Source organism: Vibrio sp. VGrn 2 (assembly GCF_009361695.1).
GTDB lineage: Bacteria > Pseudomonadota > Gammaproteobacteria > Enterobacterales > Vibrionaceae > Vibrio > Vibrio diabolicus.
The window spans coordinates 188,634-204,825 of record NZ_RBWD01000006.1; the positions used below are offsets into that span (position 1 = coordinate 188,634).

Below are 16,192 nucleotides of genomic sequence, written 5' to 3' on the forward strand. Positions count from 1 at the left end.
ACTGTTATAGCCGAGCGTATTCACGTATTCGGAACCATAACCATTACAAGAAGAGTGAATGATGAAAAAAACAATCACACTATTAACTGCATTACTTCCGCTTGCCTATGCCGTTGCAGAGGAGCCAACATTATCACCAGAAATGGTTTCTGCGTCTGAAGTGGTCAGCACGCAAGAAAATCAAACCTATACTTACGTTCGCTGCTGGTATCGCACGAGCCACTCTAAGGATGATGCGGCTACCGACTGGAAATGGGCAAAAAACCAAGATGGTAGTGACTTCACTATCGACGGTTATTGGTGGAGCTCTGTTTCATTTAAAAACATGTTCTACACCAACACTTCACAAAACGTGATTCGCCAGCGCTGTGAAGAAACACTAGATCTGGCGAACGAGAACGCAGACATTACGTTTTTTGCTGCTGACAATCGCTATTCTTATAACCACACGATCTGGAGCAATGATGCTGCAATGCAACCAGATCAAATCAACAAAGTAGTGGCTTTGGGCGACAGCTTATCTGATACAGGCAACATCTTTAACGCTTCCCAATGGCGCTTCCCTAACCCAAACAGCTGGTTCTTAGGTCACTTCTCGAACGGTTTTGTTTGGACGGAATACGTTGCTAAAGCCAAAAACTTACCGCTTTATAACTGGGCAGTTGGCGGCGCAGCAGGTGAGAACCAATACATTGCGCTAACAGGTGTCGGCGAACAAGTTTCTTCTTACTTGACCTACACAAAACTGGCGAAAAACTACAACCCAGCAAACACATTGTTTACGTTGGAGTTTGGTTTAAATGATTTCATGAACTACAACCGTAGCGTGCCGGAAGTAAAAGCGGATTACGCTGAAGCTCTGATTCGTCTAACAGACGCGGGCGCGAAGAACTTCATGTTGATGACACTGCCAGACGCAACCAAAGCACCACAGTTCAAATACTCAACGCAGGAAGAAATTGAAACGATTCGCGCGAAAGTATTGAAAATGAACGAGTTCATCAAAGCACAAGCGATGTACTATAAAGCTCAAGGTTACAACATTTCATTGTTTGATACGCACGCGCTGTTTGAGACGTTAACCTCGGCACCAGAAGAACACGGGTTCGTGAATGCAAGTGATCCTTGTCTGGACATCAACCGATCATCCTCTGTTGACTACATGTACACCCATTCATTACGCTCTGAGTGTGCGGCATCTGGCGCAGATAAGTTTGTGTTCTGGGATGTGACTCACCCAACCACAGCCACGCATCGTTATGTTGCTGAAAAAATGTTGGAAAGCAGCAATAACTTAGAAGAGTTTCGCTTTTAATAAGACTTTCTTATAGGTTAAACTCTTAATCATCATAAATACGTTGATGATTAAAAATGGCCACGATATTTCGTGGCCATTTTGTTTTCATATACATGAGTCTAATTTATATTTAAATATAGATGAACAATAATTTAAATACAAAATTTCAAGTTATAAGTATTATAAACAAAACTTTTAAATACCAATAAACCAGTAAAATAAAAAATTATTCAATATGCCATCCATTAAAATTTAATTATGGTCATTTTGATTATGCATTTAAAGAGGAGTTAAGTGGCAAGTTAAATAAAAAATACCCACATAACACAGGTAAGACCGAGAGGAGTGTGTCATGTGGGTTTAAAACGATAGTTCTCTTGCTGATTCGAACTACCAACGTTGGGATGCAATGGAAATACAAATGACTCAGAGTTTCCATCACGGACACTTTATCGCTGGATTTGCCTCTGTTTGTTAGGGAACAGTCAGCACAATAAAAATAGAGAAGTAATACCGCAAAAATAAAAATAGAGGCTCTGAGTTTAATTTACACCTAAAATAATCACAATATTCACGACATGAACCATTAATAAATTCATTAATAAATATTTATTAATTTAGATCTATTTATTGTCAACATACTGTTAGTTTTACCCCTAAATATACTGGTCAGATTTGTTTATTTTACTGCTTTTCGTTGCAATACAACCTCTAATTAATTCATGAGAAAAAACATGCAGCGACAATTAACTCTTTCACCGATTTATTTATTAATCGGTTTAGCCTCATCGACGGCGTATGCCGGTGGTTTTCAAATTAACGAACATTCGGCGACGGGTCTTGGTCGTGCTTTTGCTGGTGATGCCGTCATTGGTGATAATGCATCTGTAGTCAGCCGCAACGCCGCAGCGATGACGCTGTTTAAACAAAATGCCTTATCGTTCGGTGTCACTTACGTCAAACCTGACGTTACCGTTAAAAATGCGCAATATCATCGAGCTAATATTAATGCGGATGTCGATGTTAGCATGGGAGGTGGATTGATACCCAACCTTCAACCACCAAGTGTAAGTGTTACCCCATCAGAGACCGTGACCGACATTGATGACGTCGATGGCGTTGGTCAACCAGCCGTTGTACCCAATTTTTACTTTATTCACCCTATCAACGACGACTGGTATCTAGGCTTATCGGCATACTCCAACTTCGGAACCGACATGGAGTTTAAACCAAACTATGGCGCACCTGTTTTTGGCGGTGTCACCAGCGTAGCGAGTGTCAACCTTGGCGCAAGCTTGGCATACAAGGTGAACGACCGTTTTAGTCTCGGTGGTGGTATTGATGTGATTTACGGCTCTGGTGAACTGTACCGCGATATGGACGTGGGTGTTTGCGTTGGTGGGAACATACTTGGAAACGAACTAGAACAACGCTGTGGATCCGTAAAAGGCAACGCACTTGATGTGGAAGCTGGCGGCATTGGGCTTGGCGCGAATATTGGCATGATGTACGAGTTTAACGAACGTCATCGCTTAGGTTTAAGCTACAAGCACAGCCCTAACATCGATGCCAAGGGTGACATCCACTTTGCTGGCGAATCGTACGACTCACTTGCTATGCCGCTACCGGATATTGCGGAGTTTTCCGGTTATCACCGCGTCTTACCTAAATTTGCCCTGCACTATTCTGTGCAGTGGATTGGTTGGTCAGCATTTGACAGCTTGAAAGCTGATGATCAGTTGCTAAAAGATTTTCAGTGGCAAGACTCCGCGCACTACTCCATCGGTGCGACTTGGTACGCCAATGAACGTTGGACACTTCGCACGGGTTACATGTTCGACAAAACACCTGTCGATGAGCTGACTTCGCTTTCTATTCCAGATTCGAACCGTCACTGGTTATCTGCGGGTGCCTCTTACCAATGGTCATCAGATACCACGGTTGACATCGGCATGACGTACTTGATTGGTGAAGATGTCAACGTAGAAGAGTACGCGTATGAAGGTGTTCCTGCACCGATGGTAACGGGCGTGACCCATTCAAATGCGTTCCTAATTGGTGCCCAACTCAGCCACCGTTTCTAATTTGTCAGGCAGTGATCAAACCTCTAGGTCATTGCCTTGTAACAACGCTTATCAAAGCGACCGAAAAGAGACATTATTATGAACAAAACACTACTTGCTTTTTCACTCTCACTTCTCACTCTAGACGCGGCTCAGGCTTCAGAATGGGGCTATGGCAATGACAAACACGGGCCAGAGCACTGGGGAGAAATCGCCAAAGACTGCGCAACCACGAAAAACCAAAGCCCAATCAACATCGACAACCCAGCCGATGCAAAACTGGAAGCACTGAACCTTTCGTACACAGGTCAAGTCATTGGTTTAACCAACAACGGTCATACGCTGCAAGCGCAAGTGAACGGACGTAACAGCTTCACCATCGATGGCGAGACGTTCGAGCTGCAACAGTTCCATTTCCACACACCTTCAGAAAACCAAATCAAAGGCCACCAATATCCACTTGAAGCGCACTTTGTGCACGCCAACGCAGATGGCGAGTTGGCGGTAATTTCGGTGATGTTTGATGCTGGCGATCAAAACGCAGCGCTGTCTAAACTGATCAACGCAATCCCACAAGAGAATCAAACCACGTTCTTTAAAGATACGTTTGAGATTAACGACTTACTGCCAAAAACTGCAAACTACTATCGATTTAACGGCTCTTTAACCACACCGCCATGTTCAGAAGGTGTGCGCTGGTTTGTGCTTAAAGACACTCAAACCTTATCCAAAGATCAAGCCGAGAAACTGATGGAAGTCATGGGACAAAACAATCGTCCGCTGCAACCGCTAAATGCGCGCGTTGTACTTTCTAACTAATCGCCAAATCCGATAAGGGGCATCGTATTTGCCCCTTATTTTGATTCGCTCTAACCTCACTCCGTTACAGGAATCCCAATGAAAACTCCATCTGTTCTGTCACTCTTACTCGCACTCACCCCGACACTCGCCTTCTCTCATAACCTTTCTGTCGGTCAAACCACCCCTTCCGTCAGCATTGATACCTATGGCGAAATGACGCTGCAAGGAAACGATGTGGCTTATCAACCTTGGGCAACTCAGCAGATGTTAGGCAAAATCCGTGTGATACAAGCCATTGCAGGTCGTAGTAAAGCTAAAGAGATGAACGCGCCGCTGATGTCAGCAATCACTGCCGCTCACTTTCCTGAAGATCAGTATCAGACCACAACCGTGATCAACCAAGAAGACGCCATTTGGGGGACCGGTACATTTGTAAAATCGTCGGCAGAGGACAGCAAAAAGACATTCTCTTGGTCTTCCATGGTGTTAGACAAAAATGGCGTATTAGCAACAACTTGGGATCTACAGCAAGAAAGTTCTGCGATTATCGTACAAAATAAACAAGGCGAAATTTTATTCGTGAAAGAAGGGGCTTTAACTCAAGACGAAGTCACACACGTCATCGAACTGATTAAACAGAATATCTAAACCTAAGGTAAGGAAAAGCTATGAAACTGTTCAACACCATCGCACTCTGTCTTTTAGCGGCTGTAGCCTCTTTCCAATCGGTTGCTGGAGACAACGATTGGGACAAGATTGCAGATAAAACCGTCAGTTTTAAATCGGAAACCGACACAGTCAATCCACTGTCACCATTTGCTAACGCTCGTTTCAGCCACATCAAAATCAAATGTACGCAAGGTACGGTCGATCTGAAAAGCGTTAAAGTGATCATGAAAGATGGTCAGGAAAAGACGTTCGACAGTTTAGGTGTTCTGACTAAAGGCATGTCATCAAGAAGCTTAAGCCTACCAACGAAAGATAACGCGAAATTAGACAAGATCGAGTTGAACTATGAATCGGTTGGCAGCACAGCACTGCAAGTCGCGGGGGTGACCAAGAAAGCGAAAGTAGAAATTTTAGGCAAGAAAATCGACGAGTAAGCAATGGCTCAACGAGCTCACCCAAACTAAAAACAGCGGCACTAGACCGCTGTTTTTATTAAAAATTGTCATTGCTCACTAAATGAATTCCTTCAGCTTCGCCAAACCATAAGCGGCGATGGTGACACAATCTTTGATCGTGCCGTCGATCATCATCTGTTCGAACTCCTCAACAGAAAAAGCGCGAGTGATCAAATCCTCTTCTTCACTGTCGAGTTGATTGCCCACGTCCGTTAAATCACTGGCGAAGTAGACGTGACATGTCTGATTCAAAAAGCCGTATGCGATAAACTGCGCGCCGACATACGCCATGGCGCTCGCCTGCATGCCCGTTTCTTCACGTAGCTCACCTTTGGCAAGCTCAAGATGATCCGCATCTGGGTTTGATTCCCACGCCCCTTGTGGGATCTCCCAGCAACGTTGACCTACGGTGTAACGGTACTGCTGAACCAAGTGAATCATCCCATTATCGATAGCCAGAATCGCAGCACAATCAGGTTTGTCGACCACACCATAGATGCCCTCTGCGCCGCTCGGACGTAAAATTTTGTCCTCACGCACCGTCATCCACTTATTCTGGTAAACGACTTTGCTGTCTAACTGTTTGATGTCTGACATGGTTATTCCTTGATTTTTCTGAGGGTTACTGCGGAATAATACCCGATTCGGTTACGCCACCAAAATATTCTTTAGTTCACTCAAAGACTCAACGGTGTAATTTGGTGCGATACGCTCATCAACGCTTGCGCCTGTGGTATTTAACCAGCAAGTTTCAATACCAAAATTATTACCACCCAGAATATCGGAATGCAGGTTGTCACCCACCATCAGTACGCGCGTTTTGCATGGGTTGCCCATTTGCTGCATCGCGTATTCAAAAATACCTAAGTCCGGTTTTGCTACGCCCACTTGTTCAGAGATCACCACTTTATCGAAGTACTCAGTCATCCCTGTGCGCTCAAGGCGAATTGCTTGCAACTCTGTAAAACCGTTGGTGATGATGCCCATTTTAGCTTTGCCTTGCAGCGCTTCCATCAGCTCTTTTGCACCTGGCAACAAACTGCAAATATCGGCCATTGCTTCTAAAAATGCGCTATTGAGATCTGCTGTTGTGGTATTCAACTTCTCAGCCCACTCGGTAAAGCGGTTATGTTTTAGCTCATCTGCCGTTACTTTGCCGTCTTGGTAATCCACCCAAAGCGGTTTGTTTACGGTTTGGTAATGAGCAAAATCTTGTTCAGTAAAATCTACGCCTTTGCGAGAAAACATAAGCTGCAAACCTTTGAAAGCATCAAAGTGGAATAAGGTTTCGTCAGCGTCAAACAGGATCCAATCGTACTTCATTTTCTTCTTCCCAAAATCAAGGTCGTAATACTGGTGCATAGTCTAGATTGTTTTCTTCTTGAAGATAATCTCTATAATTGGAAATTAATTGTATCCTTATGCTCAACAATAAATGCTTCACGATGATAGGAGATTGATGTGAACGCGATTGCCTCCCTGCCCGTTTTTGTTGCTGTTGTCGAATGCGGCAGCTTTTCCCTTGCGGCCAAACAGCTGAATCTGACGAAATCGGCGATCAGCAAACGCATCAACCAACTAGAAGACGATTTGGGCATTCGTCTCCTTAACCGAACCACGCGTAAGCTGAGCCTGACCGAAGCGGGAGAACGCTATTTTGAGTACGCCTCTCAAGCGCTCAACCTAGCCCAGCAAGGCGTGGACGCGGTATCGGAGCTGCAAGGCTCTCCACAAGGTCGGCTCAAAATTACCGTGCCGATGTCTTTCGGTGTGCTGCATATCGCGCCTTTGATCAGCGAGTTTCTCGCTCGTTACCCGAAAATTGAAGTGGATTTAAACCTCGAAGACAAAATGGTCGATTTGGTTAAAGACGGTTTTGATTTGGGGATCCGTATTGGTGAACTCACCTCTTCCAATCTAATCGCAAAACGTCTCGCCCCTTGTAAAAGTGTGCTTTGTGCCTCGCCAGATTACTTAGCGGAGTTTGGAACACCACAAAAACCAAGTGATTTAGTCAGTCACAACTGCCTGCGCTATTCCTATTTCCGTGGCGGCGTCGAATGGATGTTCATCAACAATGGCAGCGAATACAAGGTGCTTCCAAAAGGAAACTTTATCGTCAATAACAGCGAAGCCATTCGCCAGTTGCTGTTAAGAGGTTCGGGCATTGCGCAACTGCCAACATTTATTGCAGGAAGAGACTTTGCCGCAGGAAATCTAAAACCGGTGATGGAAGAGTACTCTCTACCAGAACACGCCATTTATGCGGTGTTCCCTGAGCGCAAGCACATGCCGTTGAAAGTAAGAGCCTTTATCGATTTTATCAGCGAAAAACTCGGCACAGATTTACCTTACTGGGATCGTTACAACAGCCCAGAAAAATAACCATATTGATGATAAGTGAGTGAGATTTCACTACTGACATGTTCTGACATTCCATCCGCGTAACCTTATTTGGAACTCAACAGGCAATCCGCCAAAACCAATAAGGAATCACAATATGGAAACCGTTATCGAAACTGTGCAATTTCGTCTAACCGCAGGCACAACAGAGCAAGACGTGATCGCTGCTGCCAAACAGTCACAAACGTTTGTGAAGAATCTGCCGGGCTTTTTGTATCGCTCACTCAGTCACGAAGCGACGGACGATGTGTGGACAGACATCATTTACTGGCGTTCAATGGACGATGCAAAACAGGCGGGAAAACAGATTAAGCAAGCCGTTGAATTTCAGCCTCTGTTATCAATGATTGACTGCGAAAGCTTCGAGCTTAAACATCACAACTTAAAAATGTGCAGTGAGCTAGAGAAGTAATCAGCCACACTACCACTAACAACCAGTAGGTCTAGATAAGGAACATCATGAGCAAATCAGAACGACTGTTTGAGCTACTGACGCTTCTGCGCGCAAAGCGTTACGCCGTGACAGCGAAAGAGCTCGCAGAAAGAATGGAAGTTAGCGAACGTACGATTTATCGCGATGTTCAGTCGTTGCTCAGTTCTGGTGTTCCTATTCAAGGTGAAGCAGGTGTTGGCTACTTGTTGCAAGCTGGCTCTCATCTGCCGCCTTTGATGTTCTCAGAAAAAGAGATGATGGCGCTTGAACTGGGTATGCGGATGGTTCGAGCTTGGTCGGATGCCGAACTTGCCGAAGCGTCTCACTCTGCGTCCACCAAAATACTTTCGGTATTGCCCGATAAGCTCAAACAACAAGTGGAAGATTGTCCGCTGATTGTGCCCGATTATCACACCCAATCCGAGACTGCCAAACGAGGGCAGCTTCTGCGCCACGCGATTGATCATCAGTTTAAAGTCAGTTTGGATTACCAAGATGAAAGCGGACAAGTGACCGAAAGAAAAATCCAACCGTTAGGCCAGTTCTTTTGGGGCAAAGTCTGGACGCTGGTCGCCTGGTGCGAATTGCGCGATGACTACCGCCAGTTCCGCCTCGACCGTATCCAAGCACTGCGTATGCACGATGAAGAGTTTCAGACTGCGGAAACCAAATCTCTCAAACATTATATTGCGCAGTATGAATCGAAAGATTGAGTGTTCTTCATCCTTCCATCACAAGGATTCTAAATTGCTCTGCTCAATGCGCAATATTTGGAAACGCACATTTGGTTAAACTAATGTTTCGTTTTTAACAGATGCGCAACCAACCTAAGATCGTTAACTTAAGTAGCACGTCAACCACACCGGAGCGTGAAGCTATGAAAGTACTGATTCAATACACCCAAGCAGGAAAATATCGAGATCAAGCGTGGGAGTCTTTAACTCTTCGATCTAAAGGTGATATGCAGGCCGTTACCCCTTCTTATGCTGCCCAACTTATCGAACAAAGCAAAGCGACACTTGTGATGACTGAGGACGGACAGATCATCTTTCACTCCTAAATTCCATCAATCCTATGACGAAAAAGGCCTGCATTACTGCAGGCCTTTGTATGAGTGAATTAAGAGTTATTTACTGGAAACTCACTGCAGTTGGTAGGCGATCAAGCATCTTGTAGTAATCACCAGCCACAGCGCCGATATCACCACGCAAATACGCTTGAATCATATTGAGATCTTTCAGCCAAAGTTCTTTGTCAGCATCTGAAGACGCCATGTACCCTGCGTACACATTGTCGACCGCGAACATCATGTCTTCGGCGTGATCGTTGTAAATCAAAAGCATCGCATCAGTGTAAGCTTCGAACGCTTTCAGCTCATCGTGCGCTTTACCACCTTTGTAGCTCAATGTGCCCGAAGTTGCATCGATGACCAAATCACCCGAAGTCACATTCGCTGTCGTAAAGTTGATGAAAGACTGGCTAAACGACAGCACACCTGCCGCGATATCCGCATCAATGGTTCGCTTCATTGCGTTGACCATTGGCGCATCCAGCAGCAATACAGGATCGTGGAACGCTGGGACAATCGCTGTTCGGAATGGCCCCCAAGCACTATCGATGCTCTCTGCAACCTTGTTTAGTGTTGCAGGCTCATAGCTATCTAGGTACGTTTTTAGATCGTAACCTTTGGACGTCACCAGTTGATTTGCGTAGTCGTAAGCCAGCTTGTTTGCTTTTGTTGCCACAAACTTCTCGCCGTCGATAACAAACTCAACCTTGTCACCCGCGATGATACCGTAACGGTCTTGCTGCTTCGTAAACGTATCAAACTGAGATTGACCACGAGTCTTCACTGTATAATCGTAAGACTTCATTTGGTTCACACCCATTCTCAAGATGACATCGCCAACACGTCCGCGACCTTCTGCGCCAATATCAAGGAATCTTGCAATACCACGAGGCATTGGTGGTAGGGACTCCATTTGCTCAGTGATGTGTAGGTTCACGGTAACACCTTTTAGATTGGTGTATTCCTTACCGTCTTTACCCACCAATTTAACTGGCGTATTTAACGCGTCATTTGCCACGATGTTGCCCATGATGTCTTCGTATTCAGCTTGCACCCCAGGGATATCAAGCAGCGATGCAAAGCTCACCTCATCGGTAAAACGGTTCGAGAATCGACGTGCTAAGAAGTGGCTCGCCAACGCTTTGTCTGGCCAGTTGCCCAACACAGACACCGCATTTGACCAAGGGTAATCCGGGTCAAAGCTACCAATTGAGTTTAGGAAGCGTCCATTCGCAGTTTCCGCAACAGCTATATAGCCCTCATCTGAATCTTCGATAAAGCGTGCTGCCAAATCATCAAAACAGCTGGCTGTTGAAAGATCGTAATCAGCCGGGATTTGGTGTGAGTTGTTGTCTAACAGTTGTCCAAAAGAAATCACTTTTTGGTTGCCTGCCGCATTTTCTATCACACATTGATGCTCTGGTGTGCGCAAGATATCAAGGAAGAACGCCGCGGATTTTTTCGCCCCATTCGCGTAATCACAGAACCATGAGTTATCGGCTTTGCCTTCGCTACAGTATTGAGGGTTTGAAGCAAGGCGCAATAAGAAGTCACCCGGCTTATCCGTTGACGAAGTGTAACCAAGATTGGTGTACAGGTTATCGATGCGCTCAAGATCTTCCATCTTGTCACGGATAGCGCTCATTTCCATATAACGGCGCACTAAGTACCCAGGATAATCGGACGAGAACAATCCCGTCGTCCCATATAGCTCCAAGTTGCGTCGATCATAGCTATCGAGATAGTTCTGCCACTCGTAAGAAACAATTTCTTCTAGGTTTGTACCTTCGTCAAAACGGTTACAGTCGCTGTTTAGAGAAACGTTCCCATCGGTACAGAAATCGTAAGACTTACGCTCAATTTCATTCACTTTATCTAGGTAGTAAAGTGCGCCATAACGAGTTTTCGCATTCAGTTCTGGATCATCAGACAACGCGGCGGTATCGAATCGGCTGAAGTCACAGTTGTAGAGTGATTTGCCTTTCTCGTTCCCCGTTAGTGCCTTCACTTCAGAACACACCATCAGCGATGTGTTGTCTGGATTGTTGCCAAACTTGTATGCAAAGCTTTGTTGGTAGGCTTGCTGATCAGCGAGGTAACGAGCGTATGCCGCTTTGTCTTCATCGCTCGCACTGTCTGCCGGTTTCGCAACAGGCGCAGGAGCTGAACCTGAAGAATCTTGAATCGTCTCGACTTTACGACCGTAACCAAACTTAAACGCCGCAATATCGTACAGACCCCAAGTTGGCGTTTCATCCAACATGCTTGGTGCGTAGTCCATCGTCGAACTGTAAGCAGGAATGTTGTTCAAACCAAGTTGATGCGCTTGCTCTAACGTGTAGTAGTTCGCTTTGTCATTTGAGCCTTTAAAGTTATGGCGCAGACCCATGTTGTGGCCAAGCTCGTGAACGAGCGTATTGCTGTAAGTCGCAACCGTAATCGCATCTGCGGCTTTCACTTGCAACTCTTTTGGCAGGTATTTCCAACGCTTAAGCTGACGCGATACTTCGTTACCTGCGTCATCGAGTTTGATCTCAAAGTAACGCTCGTCGTCCAACTTCAAGTTGTCCAACATGGCCTTGTTAGTTGAAGAAACCCACGACGCTTCAATTGGATAGACGTTGTTCTCTGCCCAAAAAGACAAACGGTTCTCTTCAGCGGCAACCACCTTTTCAAACTCCATATCATCATTGAAGTTTTTCATTAGCTGAGTTGGGCTCTTTGTCGCCGCCTTGCCAGAAACGATGTCTTCTTTTGATACGAAAGGCGCATAAGTGTTTTCATCCGATTTCAGGCTCGCCATTGCTGCCATTGTCGAGAGGGCTTCAACTCTATCCTCGACCTCTGTTTTCACCGTTTCACTATTAGTCGGCAGTGGATCCAATCCATCTAAGTCCAGCTGATTACGATTGTAGAATCGCGCCAAGTTATCCCAATAGAAAGGTACACCCGTTCTTGCAACGCCTGCGTATTGGTTCACGTGGCCTTTGATGATTTCCCCCGTCATCGGATTAGAAACCGACGGGCCGTAGCCAAGCAGACCGTTCGCTAGAGGCTCGTCAATCAGGTTAATCACGTTGTAACGCAGATCTCCTGGGTGAATACCAGCCGCTTTGGTTTTGTTCACAATCTCGATTTCAGGCTTGCCTGCATCCGCCCCAAATACATTCAGCGCTTGGTTCATCTTGTCGATCGATTGCAGCGTTGCATCCAAGAACAACTTGTTCTTCTCTTCAAAGAAATTGTCGCTCAAGTAATATTTGATAGAGCCTTGATCTGGGTTGAAACGATTGAGGTAAACCACATCACGGTCGTATTTATTCGTGACTGGGTTAAGCTTTTTCGTCGACGTGGTGAAGAAACCAATGTCGTTCTCATCACCCACTGGGTACAAGATCGGTTGGTAACCTTCGGTTGCCACTTCACTTTCGTGCACTAACGAGTAGTAGAAACGAGATTTAAATGCGCCATCTACAAGCGCTTCATCCAAGCTCGCTTTCGTTGCAAAGTTAATGTAGTCGGAAATATTATCTAAATCGATACGGAACGTGCGCTCTAGTTCGAAATTGAGAAGACCGTTTTTAGGGTCAAAGTCCCACGAGATCAATCGTGGTGCGCCAATTTCATCAATGCCCTCGGTAATGCCATACAGATCTTCCATATTGAATTCTGCAATTTCGAGATCTTCAGGGCGAGGAGTGAAGTGGGTTTTCTTCTTGTAGTTTAGGCTTGCGTCTTCATTGGTTTCTTCTTTGTTGGTGCAATCACCATGCGCGTCTTCTTGACAGCGATACGCCGCAAAGTCACCCGGAATCGTCAGCACTTGCGCGAAGTTAACGCCGTCGTCGTCTGCGACAAATTTCTCTTCACCGCAGTAGTTATTAGCATCTTTGCTTAGATGCGCGTCTGGGTAGTTTTTATCGTAACTGCGAACTTCCAGACCTTCTTTGGTAAAACAAAGCTCAACGTAACGAGGTGAACCTTGCAAGAATGGGAATTGGTTCAGAGCAAAGCGTGGAGCGGCACCAGTCGTCGGAACGTAAAACCAACGACCGTCTTTAAGGTCTTTTACTGCGACTTCTTTTGCATCTCTTTCGACATAGTCATACGCCTGATCATCTGCGCCACAGCCTGCAAGTGCGGCCGTTATTGCTGACACCAGAGTCAATTTTTTAAACATTATTTGGATATCCTTAATTGTTGTTATTTTCCTAGAAGGAGTAAGTCACTGTCGCGATGTAAGACGCTTTCTCTTGGTCCAACAAATCGATGTTGCCCAAGGTGCCTCGCTCTGCATCTTGATAGAAACCCGTTGATGACGCCGCGAGTTGCAATGACCAGCTTTCATCAAACTCGTATGTGCCGTACAACGCCCCTTCATACTGCCAACTGCTTCTGCGCGTACCTTGATAACTGATGCTGTTACCACCTAACGCCGTGATCCCCACTGCGAACGATTCCCACGACTTTTCCGCAACAGCAAACAATGAGTAAGTCCACTCAGTCAGCGAGCGTCCCCCCATGGTTTTGTATTCGTGGAAATTTTTTCTCAGTCTTGGCGAAACCGAATAATCGACGCTCCAAGCTGAAAAAGAGATCGGCACATCTAAACGAACCGCGGTGTGCAGTTCATCTTTACGAGATGTTTCTGAAGTTGGAATGGTGAGCTGACCCGCAACGCCGATTTTCCCTGTATCTCCAAAGCGATATAGGTTCGTGTATTGCAAGCCCAACACCGAATCTGTCGCGTAGGTGCCGACTTCATCTTCTAGGGCACGATAGCCACCCGTAGAAAAATAGGCTTTTGTGTCGCTCGAAAAGGAATAAACGAGATCGCCTCCCCACGAGAAATTGCGGACAGAACGGTAGTCGTCTTTATCGTAAATGTTTGTATCGTAAGATAGGTAAACGGCCCCACTAAACTTACAAACAATACAGGACGCATCTCCTTCATTTTGTGTAGATTCAGGCGTGCTAGTGCTATCAATTACACTCGTTTCCACCGCGAATGATGGCGCTGAAAACAGCGTACCCAACAACATTGCAAGCGGCGTCATCATCCACTTTGTTGTGTGCTGCATGTTTTGAAACTTCCATGAGAATTAAGTTTATTAGAATAAACTTAAAGACAAACAGATTATTGGGATGAAATTCCATAAAAATTCAGATAATCAACCCCAATAAACCTATCAACCATAAAATTACTCTTATGGTTAAATCCTTATTTAATTTTTTAATACTATTTATCTGAGTATTGTCGCGTTCTACTTTGCTTAAAAACGTACTTTAAAATGACTTTTTATAAATAAAACCACTCACCACAACATTAAAGAAGCAGCAAAGCAACGCCATTAAAATAAAAGCTAAAAGACAATTATTATCAACAACTTAAAATCAACAAAAACAGTTAAAATGAATGAGTGAAAATGTAAAAGTTAAAATAAAAAAAATATAAGAACATCATTCCGTTTAATTTTAGTCGTTATTGTATTGAGAAAGTTTAATTTTCAATTTCTAAAATTGGTGGGATACACATAAGAGAAATCATCAAAACCATCCGTTGTTAATAATGAATTTCGCATTTAAAACAAAAGATAGAAACAAGATCAAATTCATGTTTTCTAATATATCTATTCAACCCTTCACAAGTTTGAATAGAAAATCAAACTTTCAGTCAATCTAAAACCAACAAAGCATTCACCAAGTGAATATTCAAAGGATAAGTCAAAACTAAATAGCACATACGGTCAGCATATTTGTGAATTACTATTCATTAAATGTTTTTCTATAAATTAAACATTAATGTGACCAATTTCACAAAACCACACTGTGTATAACATAAAGCAAACGAAATTTAAGTGTTTACGGACCCAAAACGTGTCGATAGAACAGAGGTTAAACATCGAGCTGAAACACGTATTTCCCACCAAATTTATTATACATAGCAGTGACTTACCTGTATCCAAGCGGTTAAAACGTGTACTGATGTGACTCATTTTTGAGAAAGGAACATAAGAAGAGCAAAAGCACTAAAAGAGGATAATGCGATTTGAATAACCAGTGCTTCAAACCGCACTTATGAACTTATGCAGAGAAAGAAAGACTATCAGTTACTGTTGAATGGTTTTATGACCACAGTTTTCGCAGATCAAGTGACGTTCAAATTCATCCATAGAAGCAAGGAAGGCGCCGAACACTACACTTTTGAGAAATCCAGCGATGAACTCTTTCTTGTTGCGATTTTTATCGCCTTCAAAGCCACTTTTCTTTCTGACTAACACCACTACATGATGCGTTTCTACCCCACATGTCGGGCACATGAGGACTTCTGTCTTGTTCGACATCTTAGACTCCTTGGCGAATTATCCCTTTCTGATGGCATGATTCTCTTATGCCTGTAAAGCGAGTCATCATACCATCACTATCGATTCTTACTCTTCTTCGTTGAGACGACGAATCAACTTAGCAGGTGTGCCTCCGTATAGACAATCTGGCGGCACATCATGGTTGACGACCGAGTTCGCCGCAATCACCGAGCGAGCACCAATCGTTACACCTTGGTTAATGACGGAGTTACCACCAATCCACACATCATCTTCAATCGTGATAGGTTTACAAAAAGTCTCCCAACGTCGGCGACTTCGGTAATCAACAGAATGAGAAGCCGTATACAATTGCACGCTTGGACCGATTAGCACGTGGTTCCCGATGGTAATTTTAGCGCCATCAAGCATGACCACATTCATGTTGATAAAGGTTTCTTCGCCGATTTCGATGGTTTTACCGAACTCGCAATGGAAAGGTGCTTGAACAATGCAAAGACCCGCTTTGCCAAACAGCTGTTTTTGTAATTCGTCGCGCTGACTTTCGTCGGTATTGTTATTGAGCGCTCTAAGTGCTTGAAGAGCATGACTTCTAATTGCGTCAATTTCTTTGTCCATGCCATCAAAGATTTGACCAGACATCATTTTTTCGAGTTCTGTCACTGGGAGACTCCTACAA

Annotated in this window: 15 protein-coding genes; 9 read left to right on the top strand and 6 right to left on the bottom strand. The window is 44.5% G+C overall.

From position 1 onward, the window contains the following. Positions 1–58 precede the first annotated feature (58 nt). The 5 genes from D8S93_RS12545 to D8S93_RS12565 all read left to right on the top strand — a co-directional run bounded on the left by D8S93_RS12545 (position 59) and on the right by D8S93_RS12565 (position 5,264). Positions 59–1,315 (top strand): type 2 secretion system lipase, encoded by a 1,257-nt coding sequence (locus D8S93_RS12545; protein WP_152813472.1) that lies wholly within the window; start codon positions 59–61, stop codon positions 1,313–1,315. Between the two features lie 716 nt (positions 1,316–2,031). After that, positions 2,032–3,381 carry an OmpP1/FadL family transporter gene (locus D8S93_RS12550; RefSeq protein ID WP_193621607.1) on the top strand — a complete coding sequence of 450 codons (1,350 nt, stop codon included), beginning with the start codon at positions 2,032–2,034 and terminating at the stop codon, positions 3,379–3,381. Between the two features lie 78 nt (positions 3,382–3,459). Next, positions 3,460–4,179 (top strand): carbonic anhydrase, encoded by a 720-nt coding sequence (locus D8S93_RS12555; protein WP_152813476.1) that lies wholly within the window; start codon positions 3,460–3,462, stop codon positions 4,177–4,179. Between the two features lie 78 nt (positions 4,180–4,257). Then, a complete protein-coding gene (locus tag D8S93_RS12560) occupies positions 4,258–4,809 on the top strand; it encodes a YtfJ family protein (RefSeq protein ID WP_152813478.1) in 552 nt (183 codons plus the stop codon). Positions 4,810–4,829: 20 nt separating this feature from the next. Continuing rightward, positions 4,830–5,264: a hypothetical protein gene (locus D8S93_RS12565; protein WP_005393700.1), complete on the top strand. Its 435-nt coding sequence runs from the start codon at positions 4,830–4,832 to the stop codon at positions 5,262–5,264. Positions 5,265–5,342: 78 nt separating this feature from the next. Here the strand turns inward: D8S93_RS12565 and D8S93_RS12570 are convergent, their stop codons facing one another. Continuing rightward, entirely contained in the window at positions 5,343–5,882 is a 540-nt protein-coding gene (locus D8S93_RS12570; protein ID WP_152813480.1) for an NUDIX domain-containing protein, read from the bottom strand. Positions 5,883–5,933: 51 nt separating this feature from the next. Then, a complete protein-coding gene (gene yjjG, locus D8S93_RS12575) occupies positions 5,934–6,608 on the bottom strand; it encodes a pyrimidine 5'-nucleotidase (RefSeq protein ID WP_029800868.1) in 675 nt (224 codons plus the stop codon). A 138-nt stretch (positions 6,609–6,746) separates the two neighbouring features. Here yjjG and D8S93_RS12580 point away from each other — a divergent pair, with 138 nt between their 5' ends. The 4 genes from D8S93_RS12580 (at position 6,747) to D8S93_RS12595 (ending at position 9,181) form a co-directional block, all read left to right on the top strand. Then, positions 6,747–7,670 carry a LysR family transcriptional regulator gene (locus D8S93_RS12580; RefSeq protein ID WP_005384329.1) on the top strand — a complete coding sequence of 308 codons (924 nt, stop codon included), beginning with the start codon at positions 6,747–6,749 and terminating at the stop codon, positions 7,668–7,670. Between the two features lie 115 nt (positions 7,671–7,785). After that, complete coding sequence (locus tag D8S93_RS12585; protein WP_005497913.1) at positions 7,786–8,100, top strand: hypothetical protein; 315 nt, start codon at positions 7,786–7,788, stop codon at positions 8,098–8,100. 47 nt (positions 8,101–8,147) lie between these two features. Further along, positions 8,148–8,834, top strand: a complete 687-nt coding sequence (locus D8S93_RS12590) for a helix-turn-helix transcriptional regulator (RefSeq protein ID WP_152813482.1) — start codon at positions 8,148–8,150, stop codon at positions 8,832–8,834. A gap of 164 nt (positions 8,835–8,998) precedes the next feature. Further along, on the top strand, positions 8,999–9,181 hold the full coding sequence (locus tag D8S93_RS12595; protein WP_005393690.1) for a hypothetical protein: 183 nt from the start codon (positions 8,999–9,001) through the stop codon (positions 9,179–9,181). A 70-nt stretch (positions 9,182–9,251) separates the two neighbouring features. Here the strand turns inward: D8S93_RS12595 and D8S93_RS12600 are convergent, their stop codons facing one another. The 4 genes from D8S93_RS12600 to D8S93_RS12615 all read right to left on the bottom strand — a co-directional run bounded on the left by D8S93_RS12600 (position 9,252) and on the right by D8S93_RS12615 (position 16,176). Further along, positions 9,252–13,370, bottom strand: coding sequence for a M66 family metalloprotease (locus D8S93_RS12600; RefSeq protein ID WP_152813484.1), 4,119 nt, complete (start codon positions 13,368–13,370; stop codon positions 9,252–9,254). A 31-nt stretch (positions 13,371–13,401) separates the two neighbouring features. Further along, a complete protein-coding gene (locus tag D8S93_RS12605; RefSeq protein WP_152813486.1) occupies positions 13,402–14,271 on the bottom strand; it encodes a hypothetical protein in 870 nt (289 codons plus the stop codon). A gap of 1,029 nt (positions 14,272–15,300) precedes the next feature. Further along, positions 15,301–15,534: a hypothetical protein gene (locus tag D8S93_RS12610; RefSeq protein ID WP_005393681.1), complete on the bottom strand. Its 234-nt coding sequence runs from the start codon at positions 15,532–15,534 to the stop codon at positions 15,301–15,303. An 87-nt stretch (positions 15,535–15,621) separates the two neighbouring features. Next, the gene (locus tag D8S93_RS12615) at positions 15,622–16,176 is read right to left on the bottom strand and encodes a sugar O-acetyltransferase (protein ID WP_005393677.1); all 555 of its coding nucleotides are present in this window, start codon (positions 16,174–16,176) and stop codon (positions 15,622–15,624) included. Positions 16,177–16,192 lie beyond the last annotated feature (16 nt).

Excerpts from the sequence above, each read along its gene's own strand:
- D8S93_RS12595 (WP_005393690.1), top strand. The coding sequence starts at position 8,999 with ATGAAAGTACTGATTCAATACACCCAAGCAGGAAAATATCGAGATCAA.
- D8S93_RS12560 (WP_152813478.1), top strand. The coding sequence starts at position 4,258 with ATGAAAACTCCATCTGTTCTGTCACTCTTACTCGCACTCACCCCGACA.
- D8S93_RS12585 (WP_005497913.1), top strand. The coding sequence starts at position 7,786 with ATGGAAACCGTTATCGAAACTGTGCAATTTCGTCTAACCGCAGGCACA.
- D8S93_RS12605 (WP_152813486.1), bottom strand. The coding sequence starts at position 14,271 with ATGCAGCACACAACAAAGTGGATGATGACGCCGCTTGCAATGTTGTTG.
- D8S93_RS12570 (WP_152813480.1), bottom strand. The coding sequence starts at position 5,882 with ATGTCAGACATCAAACAGTTAGACAGCAAAGTCGTTTACCAGAATAAG.
- D8S93_RS12555 (WP_152813476.1), top strand. The coding sequence starts at position 3,460 with ATGAACAAAACACTACTTGCTTTTTCACTCTCACTTCTCACTCTAGAC.
- D8S93_RS12600 (WP_152813484.1), bottom strand. The coding sequence starts at position 13,370 with ATGTTTAAAAAATTGACTCTGGTGTCAGCAATAACGGCCGCACTTGCA.
- D8S93_RS12545 (WP_152813472.1), top strand. The coding sequence starts at position 59 with ATGATGAAAAAAACAATCACACTATTAACTGCATTACTTCCGCTTGCC.
- D8S93_RS12590 (WP_152813482.1), top strand. The coding sequence starts at position 8,148 with ATGAGCAAATCAGAACGACTGTTTGAGCTACTGACGCTTCTGCGCGCA.
- yjjG (WP_029800868.1), bottom strand. The coding sequence starts at position 6,608 with ATGAAGTACGATTGGATCCTGTTTGACGCTGACGAAACCTTATTCCAC.
- D8S93_RS12565 (WP_005393700.1), top strand. The coding sequence starts at position 4,830 with ATGAAACTGTTCAACACCATCGCACTCTGTCTTTTAGCGGCTGTAGCC.
- D8S93_RS12610 (WP_005393681.1), bottom strand. The coding sequence starts at position 15,534 with ATGTCGAACAAGACAGAAGTCCTCATGTGCCCGACATGTGGGGTAGAA.
- D8S93_RS12550 (WP_193621607.1), top strand. The coding sequence starts at position 2,032 with ATGCAGCGACAATTAACTCTTTCACCGATTTATTTATTAATCGGTTTA.